The 16,330-nt window shown below is 61.7% G+C and carries 13 protein-coding genes and 5 pseudogenes; 11 read left to right on the forward strand and 7 right to left on the reverse strand.

The features are described 5' to 3' along the window. The 3 genes from RQX22_RS17850 to RQX22_RS17860 all read right to left on the reverse strand — a co-directional run. A partial coding sequence (locus RQX22_RS17850) for a cbb3-type cytochrome c oxidase subunit I (RefSeq protein WP_315728354.1) occupies positions 1-1,182 on the reverse strand: 1,182 nt, incomplete at its 3' end. Between the two features lie 160 nt (positions 1,183-1,342). Continuing rightward, on the reverse strand, positions 1,343-1,738 hold the full coding sequence (locus tag RQX22_RS17855) for a MarR family winged helix-turn-helix transcriptional regulator (protein ID WP_315728355.1): 396 nt from the start codon (positions 1,736-1,738) through the stop codon (positions 1,343-1,345). Between the two features lie 77 nt (positions 1,739-1,815). Continuing rightward, entirely contained in the window at positions 1,816-2,334 is a 519-nt protein-coding gene (locus tag RQX22_RS17860) for a hypothetical protein (protein WP_315728356.1), read from the reverse strand. Positions 2,335-2,358: 24 nt separating this feature from the next. On the opposite strand from RQX22_RS17860, the gene RQX22_RS17865 reads away from it, so the two are divergent. Both RQX22_RS17865 and RQX22_RS17870 read left to right on the forward strand, forming a co-directional pair. Further along, entirely contained in the window at positions 2,359-2,949 is a 591-nt protein-coding gene (locus tag RQX22_RS17865; RefSeq protein WP_315728357.1) for a uracil-DNA glycosylase family protein, read from the forward strand. Then, complete coding sequence (locus RQX22_RS17870; RefSeq protein ID WP_315728358.1) at positions 2,939-3,574, forward strand: DUF488 domain-containing protein; 636 nt, start codon at positions 2,939-2,941, stop codon at positions 3,572-3,574. The genes RQX22_RS17865 and RQX22_RS17870 overlap by 11 nt, the downstream gene beginning before the upstream one ends. Positions 3,575-3,941: 367 nt before the next feature. Here the strand turns inward: RQX22_RS17870 and RQX22_RS17875 are convergent, their stop codons facing one another. The 3 genes from RQX22_RS17875 to RQX22_RS17885 form a co-directional block, all read right to left on the reverse strand. Continuing rightward, on the reverse strand, positions 3,942-4,400 hold the full coding sequence (locus tag RQX22_RS17875) for a hypothetical protein (protein ID WP_315728359.1): 459 nt from the start codon (positions 4,398-4,400) through the stop codon (positions 3,942-3,944). 27 nt (positions 4,401-4,427) lie between these two features. After that, positions 4,428-4,634: a hypothetical protein gene (locus RQX22_RS17880; protein WP_315728360.1), complete on the reverse strand. Its 207-nt coding sequence runs from the start codon at positions 4,632-4,634 to the stop codon at positions 4,428-4,430. A 295-nt stretch (positions 4,635-4,929) separates the two neighbouring features. Then, positions 4,930-5,421 carry a globin family protein gene (locus tag RQX22_RS17885; RefSeq protein ID WP_315728361.1) on the reverse strand — a complete coding sequence of 164 codons (492 nt, stop codon included), beginning with the start codon at positions 5,419-5,421 and terminating at the stop codon, positions 4,930-4,932. 387 nt (positions 5,422-5,808) lie between these two features. Here RQX22_RS17885 and RQX22_RS17890 point away from each other — a divergent pair. The 4 genes and pseudogenes from RQX22_RS17890 to RQX22_RS17905 all read left to right on the forward strand — a co-directional run. Then, positions 5,809-6,030 (forward strand): annotated as a pseudogene (locus RQX22_RS17890) (DDE-type integrase/transposase/recombinase); the annotation flags it as partial. A 141-nt stretch (positions 6,031-6,171) separates the two neighbouring features. Continuing rightward, positions 6,172-7,193: pseudogene (locus tag RQX22_RS17895) on the forward strand (IS110 family RNA-guided transposase). 467 nt (positions 7,194-7,660) lie between these two features. Next, positions 7,661-8,222: pseudogene (locus RQX22_RS17900) on the forward strand (IS6 family transposase); the annotation flags it as partial. A gap of 326 nt (positions 8,223-8,548) precedes the next feature. Next, positions 8,549-10,072, forward strand: a complete 1,524-nt coding sequence (locus RQX22_RS17905) for a carboxypeptidase M32 (RefSeq protein WP_315728362.1) — start codon at positions 8,549-8,551, stop codon at positions 10,070-10,072. Between the two features lie 176 nt (positions 10,073-10,248). On the opposite strand, the gene RQX22_RS17910 is transcribed toward RQX22_RS17905, so the two are convergent. Next, entirely contained in the window at positions 10,249-10,788 is a 540-nt protein-coding gene (locus RQX22_RS17910; protein ID WP_315728363.1) for a hypothetical protein, read from the reverse strand. A gap of 126 nt (positions 10,789-10,914) precedes the next feature. On the opposite strand from RQX22_RS17910, the pseudogene RQX22_RS17915 reads away from it, so the two are divergent. The 5 genes and pseudogenes from RQX22_RS17915 to RQX22_RS17930 form a co-directional block, all read left to right on the forward strand. Beyond that, positions 10,915-11,756: pseudogene (locus tag RQX22_RS17915) on the forward strand (IS256 family transposase); the annotation flags it as partial. 43 nt (positions 11,757-11,799) lie between these two features. Then, positions 11,800-11,930 (forward strand): annotated as a pseudogene (locus RQX22_RS19400) (IS6 family transposase); the annotation flags it as partial. A gap of 339 nt (positions 11,931-12,269) precedes the next feature. Further along, positions 12,270-12,830: an RNA polymerase sigma factor gene (locus tag RQX22_RS17920; protein ID WP_315728364.1), complete on the forward strand. Its 561-nt coding sequence runs from the start codon at positions 12,270-12,272 to the stop codon at positions 12,828-12,830. Beyond that, a complete protein-coding gene (locus tag RQX22_RS17925) occupies positions 12,827-13,816 on the forward strand; it encodes a FecR family protein (RefSeq protein WP_315728365.1) in 990 nt (329 codons plus the stop codon). The genes RQX22_RS17920 and RQX22_RS17925 overlap by 4 nt, the downstream gene beginning before the upstream one ends. 72 nt (positions 13,817-13,888) lie before the next feature. Next, positions 13,889-16,291: a TonB-dependent receptor gene (locus RQX22_RS17930; RefSeq protein WP_315728367.1), complete on the forward strand. Its 2,403-nt coding sequence runs from the start codon at positions 13,889-13,891 to the stop codon at positions 16,289-16,291. Positions 16,292-16,330 lie beyond the last annotated feature (39 nt).

Raw genomic sequence — 16,330 nt, forward strand, 5'->3', positions numbered from 1 at the left:
GACGCCGCCGACCGTGAACATGAAGATGAAGCCCAACGCCCACATCATCGGGGTCTCGAAGGTCAGCGAGCCGCCCCACATCGTGGCCAGCCAGCTGAACACCTTTATCCCCGTGGGCACCGCTATGATCATCGAGGCTGCGGTGAAATAGAGCTTCGTGTTCACGTCCATGCCGATCGTGAACATGTGGTGCGCCCAGACGACGAACCCGATCACGCCGATCGCGACCATCGCATAGGCCATGCCGAGATAGCCGAAGACCGGCTTGCGGCTGAAGGTGGCCATCACGTGACTGACCATGCCGAAACCCGGCAGGATCATGATATAGACTTCCGGGTGGCCGAAGAACCAGAACAGATGCTGGTAGAGGATCGGATCGCCGCCGCCGGAAGCGTCGAAGAAATGGGTTCCGAAATTCCGGTCCGTCAGCAGCATCGTTATCGCGCCGGCGAGCACGGGCAGCGACAGCAGCAGCAGGAAGGCTGTGACCAGCACCGACCAGACGAACAAGGGCATCTTGTGCAGCGTCATGCCCGGCGCGCGCATGTTGAAGATGGTGGTGATGAAATTGATCGCGCCGAGGATCGAAGACGCGCCCGCGAGGTGGACCGAGAAGATGACCATATCGACCGCAGGTCCTGCATGGCCGGCGGTGGAGAGCGGTGCGTAGAGCGTCCAGCCCGTGCCGGCGCCGTTGCCGCTTCCCCCTGCGAAGAAAATCGAGCCAAAGAGCAGGATGAAGGCCGGGGGAAGCAGCCAGAAGCTGATATTGTTCATGCGCGGGAAGGCCATGTCCGGGGCACCGATCAGGATCGGTACGAACCAATTGCCGAAGCCGCCGAGCATCGCCGGCATGATCGTGAAAAAGATCATGATCAGGCCGTGCGCCGTCACAAGCACATTCCACAAATGGCTTGCCTCGTCGGCGGTGGCGCCGGCGCCGGCCCAGGCCTGCAGATGCTGGATACCGGGCTCGGCGAGCTCAAGCCGCATCATGCCCGAAACGGAGGCGCCGATGGTCCCGGCGATGATCGCGAAGATCAGATAGAGGGTGCCGATGTCCTTGTGGTTGGTGGACATGAACCAGCGCGCAAATAAACTAGGCTGGTGACCGGCCTCGTGCGGCGCGTCATCGGTCTTGGGGACCTGGAATTGACTGGCATTGGCTATGGTATCGGTCATGTTCTGGCCCCGCAATGTGGCGACTCCGCGAGTCATGTTCGCTGCTGCTGACCAAATCACAGGAGCTGCAGGCGTGACGCTCAATCAGTGAGCCTGCAGTGTCGATATATATCGTAATACGATTCTTATTGCAAGCACGCTTCCTCAATCTCCCTTTCCGTCAATCCAGTTGGGACAAGAGGGCCATGAGCAAGGGGCGGATGCGCCTGAGCTCGTTGTGGTGGGCGAGCGAGAGGGAACTCATAAGCTCCTTTGCCCGATCCGTGAGACGCAGATGGATCGTGCGACGGTCGCTTTCCTTTCGCACGCGATCGACCATGCCGAGCGCTTGCAGCCTGTCCGCAAGTCCGCTCACGCTGTGCGGCTGCAGCAGCAATATTTCGGCGAGCCGCCCGATCGATAATTCACCATTGTCGGCGGCGCGAAGCGCCACCAGCACTTGGTGCTGCTGGGGGGTAAGCCCGGCACCTTTGACGACGTTTTCGGTGAAATGAGAGAAGCTTCTCAATTCCGCCCGCACGGCGGCGAGGGTTTTATAATCGTCGTCGTCAAGCATATGCCAATTTGCTTTTCCCCTGCGGCAGCATTCTTCCACGCCGCAGATTTCGGCGACAGGTCATCAGAGTCATGACCCTAATGCAGCAGGCCCGGCGGCGCCAGCCGGTGGTCGAGATGACGTTGATCCCCGATGTTTGCGCCAATGCCCTGCAGACGAGGACGAAAGAGACCCAGAGCGGCTCGTGCCGCTGCAATCATCCGGCGATGCGTGCGCGAGCCGGGGGCGACATCGCCCCACTGCTGTTTGAAGCCCGGTTGGACATCGTGCCAGATGCGCGCGGCCACCATATCAATTTCAAGCGCGGTAGGTTCGCGGGCATCGGCGAGGCAAATGACCACCGCGGTCGGGAACATGCGATTGGCCCGGCGATTTTTCCGCCTCAAGATCGGCGTGCCGAATTGGCGTTCAGGGTGTTCGTCGGCGGTGTCGCGGAGCCTCTCTTGTGGGTGAGCGACATGCATCTCGGTCTCCTTGCCATTCCAGGCATATCGTAATACGAAGAATATGCAAGACCCGACCATAGGCGCCACGTGATCATGAACGGCTTCGGCGATGAAATGGCGTGAACCGGTTAGACCGGTCGGTGCGTTCAACAGGTCATGTTACGGGATGAGGAAATGACGCGTTTCGAAGCGCTGGCCGATAAGGCGCGAGGCTGCCGTTTCTGCGCGCATGATCTGCCATTGGGGCCTCGGCCCGTTTTCCAGGTATCGCCAATGGCGCGGCTGCTCGTCGCAAGCCAGGCTCCAGGCACGAAGGTGCATGCCTCCGGAGTGCCATTCTCCGACTTGTCAGGCGATCGTCTCCGCGAATGGATGGGATTATCGCCCGGCCTGTTCTACGAGCACCGGCTGGTCGCCATTCTACCCATGGGCTTTTGCTATCCCGGCCGGCGCAAAGGCGGCGACGCTCCGCCCAGACGGGAATGCGCAGATCTGTGGAGACGAAAGCTGTTGGAAGGCATGACCGAAATTCGGCTAACCCTGTTGGTCGGCTCTTATGCCCAAGCGGATATTCTGGGGCAGGGGAGGATGTTCGAGCGCGTGCGGGCGTTCAGGGAATATCTTCCCGATTATTTCCCATTGCCGCACCCTTCGTGGCGTTCGCATCTCTGGGCGCAGAGGAACCCATGGTTCGAAGACGAGGTGCTGCCGGCGTTGAAGCAGGAAGTGCGGCGCGCGATCGGTGGATGGGCCGATGGCAACTGACGCCGAAGCGCACCCGATCTACACCGTTGGGCATTCGACCCACTCGATCGAGGCGTTCGTGGAACTGCTTCGCCACGGCAATGTGCAGCGGCTCGTCGACGTCAGGAGCATTCCCCGGTCGCGGACGAACCCGCAATATAATCTCGATGCCCTGCCAGAGGCGTTGGCGAGATGGCAGATCAGCCACACTATCATCCCGGAGCTCGGTGGCCGCCGGCCCCGCCAGAAAGGAGTCCCGGGCGATGTCAATGATTATTGGCGGAACCGCAGTTTTCACAATTATGCGGATTATGCCATGTCCGCCGAGTTCCGCGCAGGATTGGAGCATCTTATCCGGCTCAGCCTGGAGGCGCCATGCGCCATAATGTGCTCAGAGGCGGTGTGGTGGCGGTGTCACAGGCGGATTATCGCCGATTATCTGCTGCTGCAGGGGCGGGTCGTTTTTCACTTGATGGCCGGGGGGCGCGTTGAGTCCGCCACAATCACGCCCGCGGCCATGGCCGAAGGCGAGGTGTTGATCTACCCTTCACAGGCGACCGAGCGCGGTCGACCAGGCGAGTCGCGCAACGACCCGAACCACTCGGGCAAGGCGGCCGATGATACGCCCGAGAAGAGCGGCGTATGAGCGCTCTCGCCGGGCACGCAAGAAGAGGATCATGGCGGCTGCTTTCGGCAGCTTCTTCCGCACGGCTGTCGGATCGGGAGGCGAGCCCCGCCGTCTAGGCAGCGCCAAGGCGGCCTCGGGCTCGCCGCACGGGTGGTCCGCATAATTGGCGCAAAAGGGTCATCAGCGAAGAGATGATGCCGCACGGCCTGCGTGCTCGTGAAGATAAGCGCGTCAGGCCGCCGCCCAGCGGTGATTGCCTCATCGGCTCGACGCGCAGAACCGGCACGGCGAGCGCTGTGTCCATCGCCCGCAGGCCATGGCAGGTCAGGAGGTTGTTGGGTGATTACCGTCACCCAGGCGGAGCTGGACTGGAACATGGTTGCCCTCAAATTCGCTCATTGCCGAGCCATGCGCCGAGGCCCGGGCAATTCTCGACATGAAGAACCTGCAGATCGTGCAGACTACCGCTCTGGCTCGGCCACAGGATCGTTTGCCCGGATCGCATGCCGATAGTGCCGGCGCCTTCCAGCGTGGTCACGCTCAGCCCGTAGCTTGGCGACAAAGGCGACGGATGCACCAACTTGCAAAACCGCTTCGTTCCTCCGTCGATGGCAAATTCAACGAAGCTGTTCATCATGACGGTCGCCTCCTCCACGGCAGCCGGTTCACGGACGTTCGCCAGCCGCAGCTTCTTGAGCAGAAGGTGCGAGACGAGGTCGTCGTTGCAGGCCAGCGCCATCGTCGTGAGATAGTGAACCTCATTCTTGCTTATGGTGAGATTCACATCTTTATGAAGGGCCGACCAGATCCCGCTGAGGTTCTCGGCCAAGCTCTGCTCGGGCATGTTCTGCATGTCTGTCTCACATGCCCGTCAATGCATGCTCGAGGCGGGCCCGACCTCTGAAGCGAAGGGCAGGCGACGCGCTCGAGCGATTTCCGCCACACGCCGCGCCATCGTTCGGGCGCGGGGGAAGATTTCCGCGTCGATCTTCTTGAAGTCAGGGTCGGATGAAAAGAATTTGAAGCCGCCCGGGATACGTACGGCCAGGCCGACCACTTTTCTGTCGGCTTCAACCACGAAACAATCAGACATCCTTGTCTCCGCAGATCGTAGGACAGGCCAGCAGCCGGGACGCCGCGAAAGGCGCGGCCAATCGTCCACAGCTCGCGGCTCGATTTCCACTGGGGGTCTAGTTGCGGCGGCCCGCAACACGGGACGGAACGCGCCCGGTGCCTAGGTTCGCTCGACTCGCAGGGAGGGCGGACCCGGGCGCTAAAGTCGTGCGGTACTGCTGCCCGGATGCAGCTCGGAATGACCGATCTGAAGGATTTCAACCATCACAAATCTCGTTATGGAAGCCCATTCCCCGATGTCAAGGCGATGGGGGATGCGGTTGGCGGCCGTATCCCCGCTTTGGATCGCCTCTCCACGGATTGGACACGATCGTCTCAAAAGGAAGACAGGGATTTTGCTGCTGCATCCATCGGACCACGGCCCCGAAGGTATTGCGCCAGCTCGATGCCGCGGACGCCGGAAGGCTGGTCCCCGCTGCATCGCGCAGGATCGGTATCAGAGCCTCGGCAAAACGGGTGTAATGACGCTCATCGATCGCATGGAGCCGATGTTCTTCACGATATATCTCGACATTCTGGGGCTGCCGACCTTCGACAAGATGCACCACCTGCTCGAGAAGCATGTTCACCAGGAGCATGGCGGTCGTTCTTGCCTGCGCAGAGGATTGATCCGGTCCCTCGGCGGCCAAATTGGCAGCCAGCGCTTCGACGATGGCAGTCTTGCTGGCTTCGACGGAAGGTAGTGAGCTGGACAGGATGTTGCGGATAGAAGCGGTTATGACGGTGGACATGGCATACGTCCTTTGACGCGCCCTTTTCACGGATGGCGCGCCTTCTGATCGGAGGTGATGGAGCCTCGCTGCGATGCCCGCGAAGAATAAGGTGGGCCGGCTGCTACCGGCTGGGCGAGCCATCGTCAGTGAGGAGATCTGTGATCCTCACAGGCGCGGCAATCAAGCCGGCCTGGAGGGGTGCAGGCGTGCCATGAGACTGCTCCCGTGCAGCCGGAATCGTTCGAAGGCGGCGAATTTCCGCATGAAATGAACTTAGGATATCTTCCGCCGGTTCGCAACAGCAATACCGGGTCCTAGCTTCCGACGGGCAGGCCGGTCGGCTTCAAATTGTGCATCAGTCAGTCTTGGGAGGTCGTGAGTTTGGTTACCCGCCAATCACGATGAGGCCGATGGGCCAACAACAGGGTCGAAAACAGCCATTTGCCCTTTCGAAGACGAGAGCGAGCAATGGCGAGGTTCAGGCGAATGAAGACATTACAAAAGTTCGCCTCCGTCCACGCCAGCATGCACAACCACTTTACCCAGGAACGCCGCCTCGTCGACCGCCAAACCTACAAAGTTCGCCGCTCAGCCGCCTTGGCTGAGTGGCAGCTGCTCATGGCCTGAATTTTGGAAAGTTAAGCCAAAGCTGCGCCATCTAGAGAGAAGTTGCAGTTAGACTGATGAGGTGGATGGCCCCTGTGTCTGACGACGGGGAGTCGTATTGTGGGCTGTTGTCGAAGCAACCCCAGCAAAGGACCATCCGCCATGGAGATTACGACGATCGGCCTTGATCTGGCCAAGTCCGTTTTTCAACTTCACGCAGTTGATGCCGAAGGCACTGTGGTCTGGCGCAAGAAGGTGCGGCGCGGAGCGCTGCTCGAGACGCTGGCGCAGGTGCGGGCCTGCCTGATCGGGATGGAGGCCTGCGCCACCGCGCACTACTGGGCTCGCGAGATTTCCGCGTTGGGCCATGAGGTCCGCCTGATGCCACCAGCCTATGTGAAGGCCTATCTGCGGCGCCAGAAGAACGATGCCGCCGATGCCGAAGCGATCTGCGAGGCGGTCAGGCGCCCGACCATGCACTTCGTGCCGGCCAAAGGCGCTGAACGGCAGGCGGTGCTCGTCCTGCACCGCTCGCGCGAACTGCTGGTGCGCCAGCGCACCATGCTGATCAACGCGATCCGCGGCCATTGTGCGGAGTTTGGACTGGTCGCGGCCCAAGGCGTGAGCGGCAGCCGCGATCTTGCCACGCGGATCCGGCAGGCAGATATCGCAGTGCTGCCGGACATGGTGAAGGATGCGATGATGCTTTTGGTCGAGCAACTCCATGCGCTCGTCCTGCAGATCCAGGCGCTCAATCGACGGCTCCTGGTCTGGCATCGTCAGGACCAGGCTAGCCAGAGATTGGCGACCATCCCGGGCGTGGGCGTCATTAGCGCAACCGCCCTGGCTGCCTCGGTGGCCGATCCAACAGCGTTCCGTTCGGGCCGGGAGTTCTCTGCTTCGCTGGGCCTGGTCCCGCGCCAGAACTCATCAGGCGGCAAGGACAACTGGGGCGGATCTCGAAGATGGGAGATCGCTACCTCAGGAAGCTGCTGGTGGTCGGCGCGACCTCGGTGGTCCGGCGGGCGCGAACCTCTGATGCCGCCGCCGCCAGCTGGGTCCGCAGCCTGCTCGAGCGCAAGCCAGCCCGGCTCGTTACCGTTGCCATGGCCAACAAAAACGCGCGGATCGTCTGGGCGGTGCTGGCGCGCGGCGAGACCTATCGCTCGCCTGCCGCTATCTGAGAACAATCGCGGCGCACATGCGCGGCCGCGTCGAACTGTGAGGGTGCTCATTGAAGTGATGATGACGATCTGAACGCGGCCGCAACGGCTGGGACAACCCGAGGAGCTGTCGGAGCTTCGAGCTCGATAGACTGAATGGGACCCGGCCAGTGGACACCATCAGGGCCAGCGGCCATCATGCGCCGCACAAACAGGCCGGACAGATGACCGCACCCTGCCAGATCAAATCATCAACTCAATTTACCCCTTGCAGCGCAGGGGCCATCCACAGATGACACCTCCCGTGGGACATATGGATGGGCAAGCCGCGGCGCTCTAGTCACAATGGCGGTCGATGAGCGACCTTCGGTTTACCACTCGGGGCAATTATGAAGCGAAAATATGGCGGTGTCAGACTAATCTGGCGTAGGTGATTGGGCGCCGGTACGGCGCAGCATGAGCAAGATCCACAACCCGTTTCGCTGTTTCTCAGCCTGCGCAATGTCGAGGATCTGCTCGCTGAGCGCGGCATCGATATTTGTCATGAGACGGTGCGGTTCTGGTGGAATCGCTTCGGGCCGATGTTTGCTGGAGAGATCCGCCGGAAGCGGGTTGAGCGGATGCGTTCGTTCCGCCAGTGGCGTGGGCATCTCGACGAGGTTTACGTGAAGATCAACGGCGAGATGCACTATTTATGGAGAGCAGTGGATCACGAAGGGGAGGTCCTCGAATCCTTCGCCACCAGGACCCGCGACAAGGCGGCTGCTCTCAAGTCATGAAGAAGGCAATGAAGCGGCACGGCAAGCTGGCGGCGATCGTAACTGACCGCCTCCGCTCCTACGGCGCCGCTATGACGGAACTTGGCAACGTCGATAAGCGGGAGGTGGGGCGCTGGGAAAATAACAGGGCCGAGAACCCGCACTTGCCATTCAGGCGACGAGAGCGAGCCATGCAGCGCTTCCGAAGGATGAAGACGCTGCAGAAGTTCAGCTCAGTCCACGCCCAGATCCAAATCATTTCAGCCAGGAACGTCACCTCATCGATCGTTAAACATACAAAGCTCGCCGCTCGACCGCACTAGCCGACTGGGGCAGCGTCATGGCCTGAAAGGGAGTCGGTTTGGCGAGAGCTGCGTCCAGCAGAGACAAGTTGTCATTAGTCTGACACCTCCGCTCCGACAGCTGGAAGGCATATATGCGGCGGCAGACCAACGCCATCAACTATGGACGGACACTGCCCCTCGCCCAAGGCGTCAAGTTCGACGTCTAATGGAGACCTCAAGGCGGCCCCCCAAATTTCATGCAGTCTAGCATTGTATTTCCCGAGTAGCCGTGAAACCTGCGGACTGAGCTAATGAATCGACAAGCGAGACCAACATGAATCGAGCGAACGACAATCGCGCCTATCGGGAATTGCATGAGCGGTTCGAGACCGCCGGAAAGTTGGGGGCGGCCCGCAACACGCTGTTCTGGGACAGTCAGACCTATATGCCGCCCGGGGCCGCATGGAGCCGCGGCGAACAGCTTGCGGCGATCGACACGACGTGCAGCCAGTTGACCGCCGGCCCTGACACGGCCGACCTTTTCTGCACGGCGGACGATGCGGCCGAGCTGCTGTCGCCAACCGAGCGCAGCAACCTCAACGAGATGCGACGAATGTGGCGGCACAATGCTGCGGTGCCCAAGCTCCTGTTGCAGGAAAAGGCGCGACAGGTAGCTCTGTTGCAAGGCATCTGGGTGCAAGCCAAGCAGGCAAATGATTTCCATGCCTTTGCGAGCGGCTTCGAGCTCTTGATGCCGCTGACCCGCGAAATTGCGCAAGCCAAGGCGGATGCGCTGGGTCTGGCGCCCTATGACGCATTGATGGACGAATTCGACCCGGGACTCAGCATGGCGTTGATCGATCCGATCTTCGCCGAGCTCGAATGCTTCCTGCCTGCACTGCTGGTCCAGGTGATCGAACGCCAATCGACCTGGCCGGCGGAAATTCCCTATAGCGGCGACTTCTCGGCCGAGCGGCAACGTGCGCTCTCGTACAGGCTGGCCGAGGCGGTCGGACATGACCTTAAGCATGTCCGCATCGACGCGGCCCCGCATCCGTTTGCCCTAGCCGGTTCGCCGGGCGACAACCGCTTCACGACGCGTTTCGACGCAGGCAATATCGGCTTTGCCGTGATGGCCACGTTGCACGAAGCCGGGCACGCGTTGTACGAGGCGAATTTGCCGCGAGCGCAGGCGTTTACTCCAGTCGGAAACGCGCGCGGGGCGACGGCGCATGAAAGCCAGTCGCTCATGGTCGAGAAGCAGGCCGGGCGCAGCCGCGAGTTTCTCGGCTGGCTCGCGTCGCAGATGGCCGAAGCGTTTGGCGGGGATCCCGCCTGCTGGACCTTCGCCAACGTAGTTCGGACTAATCGTCGAGTCGGCGTGGGCTATATCCGCGTTGAGGCCGACGAGATATCCTATCCGCTGCACGTGATTCTTCGCTACAGAATCGAGCGCGCGCTGCTGGATGGCGACCTCAAAATTGCCGACCTGCCCGACGCATGGTCCGATCTTTCGCAAAGCCTGTTCGGCCGGCGCCCGCCGGATCACGCGCATGGCTGCCTGCAGGATATCCACTGGGCAATGGGGCTATTCGGCTATTTCCCCAACTATGCGCTGGGGTCCAGTTTGGCGGCGCAGCTGTTCGAGCGCGCGGTACAGGATGATGCGGCGGTGATCGATCGACTCAGCGATGGAGACTTTGGCCCGTATCGTGCCTGGGTAGTGCCACGGATACATGAGCGGGCGAGCCAGGTGTCGTTCGCGCAGCTGGTCGAGGACGCGACCGGCGCGCCGCTCAGCGTGGCGGCGCTCAAGCGCCATTTGCAGCGGCGCTATCTTGAGGAAGACGTGCCCTAGGGGTCGGTATCTGCAAGAGGAACTGAAATCACGATCTGGAGAGGGCGCATGAGGGAGTTGTCTGATGGGGTCGTCTAATCGCGCGCTCGGATGCAAGCGGATTCTGCACTAACCGTATGCCGGGTTCATCCGCATGCACCACGGTGCCCGCCGAATACGGGCCATGAGGAATCGGGCTACATGAGCTCCGGTCTTGAATACGGATCGCAAGCTGCTGCCGGCCCGTTCGCGGGCTTCAGATACCCCCCGAAGTAAGCACCGTCGATCTCGACGGTCTTGCCTTCGCCGCCCATCAGACACCCGCGCATGCCGGCAGCCATCGCCTCGCGCACCTTGTGGCAAAGAACAAACGCCGTTTTGTAGGATAAGCCGAGATCGCGGCTCATAGCGAGCATCGACTTGCCCTTATGCTCGTTACAGAAGATCGCGATCACTGCGAGGTAGACGCGGAGCGGCAGCTTTAGAGACGCGAAAATCGTGCCGGAGGTGATGCTGAAGTCCTTCTGACAGCACCGGCAGCGGAACCGGGGAGCCCTATTTGAGCGACGACAGTCATAGGCGTCAGGGCTGCTGCAGCCGGGACAGAGGGGATCGCCGCCCGTGCTCGCCCACCGGATCCTCCGGAAGGTGACTTCAGCTTCTGCCTCCGTCAGGCCGAAGACCGCGGCCAAGGAAATGGTCCTGGCGCGACTCGAAAGGAGAAAATGCTGCGCCATGACCGCCCTCCAGCTCACAATTGTGTTGGTGCTACCTTATGCCGAGACATAGGGGTTGTGGCGTTTGCGCCATAATACCGCAAAACTCGCACTTGCCTTTTCGCAGACGCGAGCGAGCGATGCAGCGGGCACCTTGAGGAGCTTTATGGCATCGACGTATCGCCAGACCTGATCTCGACGGTGACCGATGGGGTGCTGGAAACGGTGACCGAATGACAGGGCCGCCCGCTTGATGGCTGTTACCCGCTGGTGTTCTTCGACGCGATCCACGTGAAAATCCGCGACGAAGGCTTCGTCCACAACAAGGCGGTTTACATTGCGCTCGGCATCTTGCCCGACGGGACCAAGGAAATCCTGGGCATCTGGATCGAGCAGACCGAAGGCGCGAAGTTCTGGATGCGCGTCATGAACGAGCTCAAGAACCGCGGCGTCGCCGATATCCTGATCGCCGTCGTCGATGGCCTGAAAGGCTTCCCGGACGCCATCAACACCGTGTTCCCCGAAACTGTCGTTCAAACGTGCGTTGTGCATCTGATCCGGAACTCGATGAGCTTCGCCTCCTCGAAGGACCGCAAGCTGATCGCAGGGTCGCTGCGCAGCGTCTATTGCGTGCAGAGCGCCGAGGCCGGCCTGGCTTCCCTTGAAGCGTTCGAAGAGGGCCATTGGGGTAAGAAATATTCGGCAATCGCACAAAGTTGGCGGCGCCACTGGGACCAGGTGATCCCTTTCTTTGCGTTCAGCGAGCCGATCCGTCGGATCATCTACACCACGAACGCTATCGAGGCGCTGAACTCGAAGCTCCGGCGCGCTGTTCGCACCCGCGGACACTTCCCCGGTGACGACGCTGCCATGAAGCTGCTATACCTCGTCCTCAATCACGCGGCCCAGGAGTGGAAACGACCCCGCGTGAATGGACTGAGGCAAAGACCCAGTTCGCCGTGGTCTTCGGCGATAGGTTCGTCATCTGATGATGAAAAATGGCCTCGCGCACAAAATTACTGACAGGCCCCCCTGCAGAAATTCAGCTCAGTCCACGCCAGCACCCACAACCTTTCTCCCAGGAACGCCACCTCATCGATCGCACGACCTACAAAGTCCGCCGCACGGCAGCTCTTGCCGAGTGGCAGAACCTCATGGCCTGAAGCTGCGATAGCAAGGCCACAGTCGCGCCAATCAGAGACAAGTTGCCATTAGTCTGACACCTCCCCTGCGGCCCGTCACGCCCACGACGGAAGCGGCCGTGATGCTGATAATTCTTGCGGGCAGCGTAGCGGCCGGAACCCCATTCACCTGCGCTGCCACAGCTGTTTGAGATGGCGATGGCCCGATCGGCGAGTCGGCCGATGAAATAGGTATCTCGTACCGGAATTTGCATCCGCCTGCGTCTGCATGGTGTAGAAGGACACGGTGCAAGTGAGCATTTCACGGTCGGGACAGGGGCTGGGAGTTGTGACGCGCGCGGTCGCCAGCCGGTGAGCGCGGTGACGGAGCTCGACCTTTGGTTCGTCGACGAGATCCTGCCGCAGGAGCGGGCGCTGACGCGCTTCATCAGGCGCAATTGGCGGGACGAGGCGGAGGTGCCTGACCTGCGCCAGGAGATCTATGCGCGTGCCTATAAAGGCGCGAAGGGCGGGCGGCCGACCTATGCCCGCGCCTATCTGTTCACCATTGCGCGCAATCTGCTGATCGATCGCACCCGGCGGGCGAAGGTGATCCCTATCGACGCCGTCGCCGATCTGTCCGGCCTCGACGTCGCGACCGACCTGCCGAGCGCCGACCGCCATCTGCAGGGCCGGCAGGAGCTTCAGCTGCTGCGGGACGCACTCGCAGCCCTTCCCCCGCGGTGCAGGGAGGTGGTGACCCTGCGCAAGATCGACCGTCTGCCGCAACGGGAAGTGGCGCGCCGCCTCTCGATCACCGAGGATACGGTCGAGCGCCAGGTCGGCAAGGGCATGCGCATACTGGCGGAGGCGGTGTTCGGCCATGCGATAAGGGTCCGGCGGCGGTCGCCCGCTTTGCATGACGGGAAGGCGCGGCAATGAGCTCCGCCGAGATCGACAGGAAGGCCTCGGAATGGCTGGCGCGTCGCGACGGCGATCGCTGGAGCAATGCGGCGCAGGCGGATCTCGACCAGTGGCTTGCGGAATCGACGCTGCACCGGGTCAGCTATCTGCGGCTGCAGAAGGCTTGGCAGCGGATGAACCGGCTGAGCGCGCTCCAAGTCCCGAGCACGGATGCCGAGCCGCTCGACGAGGAGAGGGCGGACCAGGCGAGGAGGCGGCGGTGGGCGCGTTGGAGCCTTGCCGCCGGCATCGCCGCGACGATGGGTCTGACCGCAACCCTCGTCCACGATTCCGACGGGGTGGTCGTGCCGGCGCAGGTCGAACCCGCCGTCTACGCCACCGCGATCGGTGGCCAGGAGATCGTGCCGCTCAGTGACGGCACCAGGGTCGAGCTCAACACCGACACGAGGATCCGGGCGCAACTCGCCGCCAACGAGCGGCGTGTCTGGCTGGACCAGGGCGAAGCCTATTTCGAGGTCGCGCATGACGCGGCCCGGCCGTTCGTCGTCGATGCAGGTGCGCGGCGGGTGACCGTCCTCGGGACCAAATTCTCTGTGCGCCGCGATGGCGACAGCGTCGAGGTCGCGGTCATTGAAGGGCGGGTGCGGGTCGAAGCGCCGGCCGGCGAAGGCGAAGCCAAGATCGTGACCGGCGGCGACATGGTGATCGCCAAGCCAGTCGAACGTAATCTGCTGGTCGTGCGGCAGAATTTAGGCGCGGTCGAGAAAGAGCTGAGCTGGCGCGAGGGCGTGCTCAACTTCGACAGCACCTCGCTCGCCGACGTCGTCGCCGAATTCAACCGATACAATCGCCGCAAGATGGTCATCGCTGATCCCGCCACCGCCGCGATCCGCATCGAAGGGATGTTCAACGCCACCGACGGCGAGGCGTTCGCCCGAATGCTGCGCGAGGCGTTCGGCCTGGAAGTCGATATGCGCAAGGAGAAGATCATTATTTCCGGCTGACGTACCGGAAGAAAGCCGCACCTTCGTCTGAATCTTAAGGCGACGGAAAATGCCGGACCAGAGGGGGAAGACATGGCAGGAAGGATTGCGACCAGGCTCATTCTCGCGGCGGGAATGTCGCTCGCCGCGCTTTCGCCCGCGATCGCTGCGGCGCAGGACCGGACCTATTCTATCCCCGCCGGCGATCTTCGTACCGCACTGAAGAAATTCGCCGCGCAGTCGGGCACTCGCCTGATCTTCCGTACCGACGCGGTGCGCAGCTTCAGGACGTCCGGCGTGTCCGGCGCGCATTCTTCTGACGAAGCGCTGCAGAAATTGCTGAGCGGCACGCCTCTCGAGGCGAAGCGGGATCCTTCGGGCGCAGTGGCGATCGTGCCGCGGGCTGATGAGCCGCAATCGGCGGTGGAGCCGGTCCGCGGGGCGGGGGGACCTGAAAGTCGAGCTGCGGCCGAGACAGACGCGGAAATCGTCGTCACCGCTCTGAAGCGCGGCCCGCAATTGCTGACCGATACTGCGGCTGCCGTGGGCGTGATCGACGGCAACGAGATCGAAGCAGCGGGTGCGCGAAGCCTCGTCGATATCCTGCAACAGGTTCCGTCTACCTCGATCACCAACGCGGGGTCACCGGGGGTCAACACAATCCAGATTCGAGGCGTCAGCGCGACATTCGGTGCGGCAAGCGTCGGCTTTTATCTCGACGATCTGCCCTTCACCTTCATCAACCAGAATTTTCTCCCCGATCCGTCGGTTTACGACCTGGAAAGCGTCGAGGTGCTGCGCGGGCCGCAGGGATCCTTGTATGGCGCCGGCGCATCTGGCGGTGTGGTGCTGGTGCGCACCCGCGACCCCGACCTGGACGATCTTGCAGGCAAGGCGGAAGGGCGTGTGTCGACGACCAAAGGTGGCGGCGAAAATTTCTTCCTCGGCGGCGCGGTCAACATCCCGATCGTGGAAGATCGGATCGCGCTTCGCGTATCGGGCGATTATTATGACGATTCCGGCTGGCTCGAGCGGCCGGCGCTGAACCAGCGCGACTTCAACGACAGCGAGCGTTTGAACCTTCGCGCCAAATTGCGGATCGCCGCGACCGACCGCCTAACGCTCCAGCTTCAGGGCGCCATTTCGCGCATCGATGCGGCCGGCAATGTCTTCGCCAATGACCGGGCAGAATTGGGGGGCGCGGTCGATCAGTCGATCGAGACCGATTACGATCAGGCCGGTGCGGTCATTACCTATGAGTTCCCGGGTGCGACGCTGACGAGCACGACGAGTTATCTCGACTTCAGGAACGCTGGAGAAACCAGTGCCGCCGTCTCGATTCCCACCGAATCCTTTGCCAAGAATTTCGCTCAGGAAGTGCGTCTGAACTCGACCGGGAGTGGAGCTTTCTCCTGGCTGGTCGGCGGCTTCTACAACGACATCTCAGCCGAAATAAATCAGGAGCTCAGCGGCCTGGGTCTTCCCTTCAACGTCCAGGAAAATTTCAGAGCGGAACGATTCTCAATCTTCGGGGAGGCCGCGGTCGCGCTGTTCGATGGGGTCCTGGATCTCACCGCGGGCGCCAGCTATTTCGAGGACGACACCCGCAGCTTCAGCGCATTTCTTGGTCCAGAGATCCGAAACGCCATTTCGACCAAGCAGTTCAGTCCCAAGCTCAGCGCTGCTTGGCATCCGAATGACAATTCGACTCTGTACGCCGTTTATTCTCAAGGCTTCCGGCCAGCGACGCTCGATTTTACAGTCACTACCTTCCTCGCCCAAATGGTGGTCCCGAGCATCACCGGCCGCGTGAGAACAGAGAATTTGACCGCCTACGAAGTCGGCTACAAGACAGATGCCCTCGATGGTCGGCTCCACTTCGAAGGGGCATTGTTCTACAACGACATTCAGGACACGCAGCAGTCGGCGGCGGTTGTGGCGCCGGGCGCGACGGTCCCTGCCAACACAATCCTCAATGTGGGCGATGCGGAGAGCTATGGCGTGGAATGGCTCTTCCTTGCCCGGCCGACGGGATCGCTCACGCTGAACTTCTCGGGTTCCTATACGAAGTCGCGGATCAAACGCGACTTCTTCGCGCCAGGCGCCGACCCGGCGACCGCAGTACCATTGTTCAGGGCAGGCCAGCCGCTCAATTTCGTGCCCGAGTGGCTGGTCAGCGCTGGGATCCGCCATGAGCATCGTTGGGGAAGCCTGCAGGGAGTCGCGGCCGTTAGCGCGCAATACGCCTCGACACGGTTCCAGACAATCCTGGGGCAAGCGTCCCTTCCCGGCGACGAGAATATAAGGGTCGATGCACGCTACGAGCTAGGCCGCGATAACTGGACGCTCTTCGTGTTCGCCGAGAACCTGACCAATGAGAACAATCCGATCACGCCATCAGGTTTCCTGACATCGCTCTTCCCTCCGGATGGCGGCATCGTTGCAACCCGGCACCGGCCACGGACCCTCGGGATCGGCGCGCGGCTCAATTTCTGAAGGTCATGGCGACTCGTGACTTGGTGACTGCGTTCCGAT

Origin of the sequence: Sphingosinicella rhizophila, assembly GCF_032378825.1 — a bacterium.
Classification (GTDB): domain Bacteria; phylum Pseudomonadota; class Alphaproteobacteria; order Sphingomonadales; family Sphingomonadaceae; genus Allosphingosinicella; species Allosphingosinicella rhizophila.

What these genes read in the sequence shown, in the direction of transcription:
- RQX22_RS17865 (WP_315728357.1), top strand. Translation starts at nt 2,359, where the DNA reads ATGACGCGTTTCGAAGCGCTGGCCGATAAGGCGCGAGGCTGCCGTTTC.
- RQX22_RS17930 (WP_315728367.1), top strand. Translation starts at nt 13,889, where the DNA reads ATGGCAGGAAGGATTGCGACCAGGCTCATTCTCGCGGCGGGAATGTCG.
- RQX22_RS17885 (WP_315728361.1), bottom strand. Translation starts at nt 5,421, where the DNA reads ATGTCCACCGTCATAACCGCTTCTATCCGCAACATCCTGTCCAGCTCA.
- RQX22_RS17870 (WP_315728358.1), top strand. Translation starts at nt 2,939, where the DNA reads ATGGCAACTGACGCCGAAGCGCACCCGATCTACACCGTTGGGCATTCG.
- RQX22_RS17875 (WP_315728359.1), bottom strand. Translation starts at nt 4,400, where the DNA reads ATGCCCGAGCAGAGCTTGGCCGAGAACCTCAGCGGGATCTGGTCGGCC.
- RQX22_RS17925 (WP_315728365.1), top strand. Translation starts at nt 12,827, where the DNA reads ATGAGCTCCGCCGAGATCGACAGGAAGGCCTCGGAATGGCTGGCGCGT.
- RQX22_RS17910 (WP_315728363.1), bottom strand. Translation starts at nt 10,788, where the DNA reads ATGGCGCAGCATTTTCTCCTTTCGAGTCGCGCCAGGACCATTTCCTTG.
- RQX22_RS17905 (WP_315728362.1), top strand. Translation starts at nt 8,549, where the DNA reads ATGAATCGAGCGAACGACAATCGCGCCTATCGGGAATTGCATGAGCGG.
- RQX22_RS17855 (WP_315728355.1), bottom strand. Translation starts at nt 1,738, where the DNA reads ATGCTTGACGACGACGATTATAAAACCCTCGCCGCCGTGCGGGCGGAA.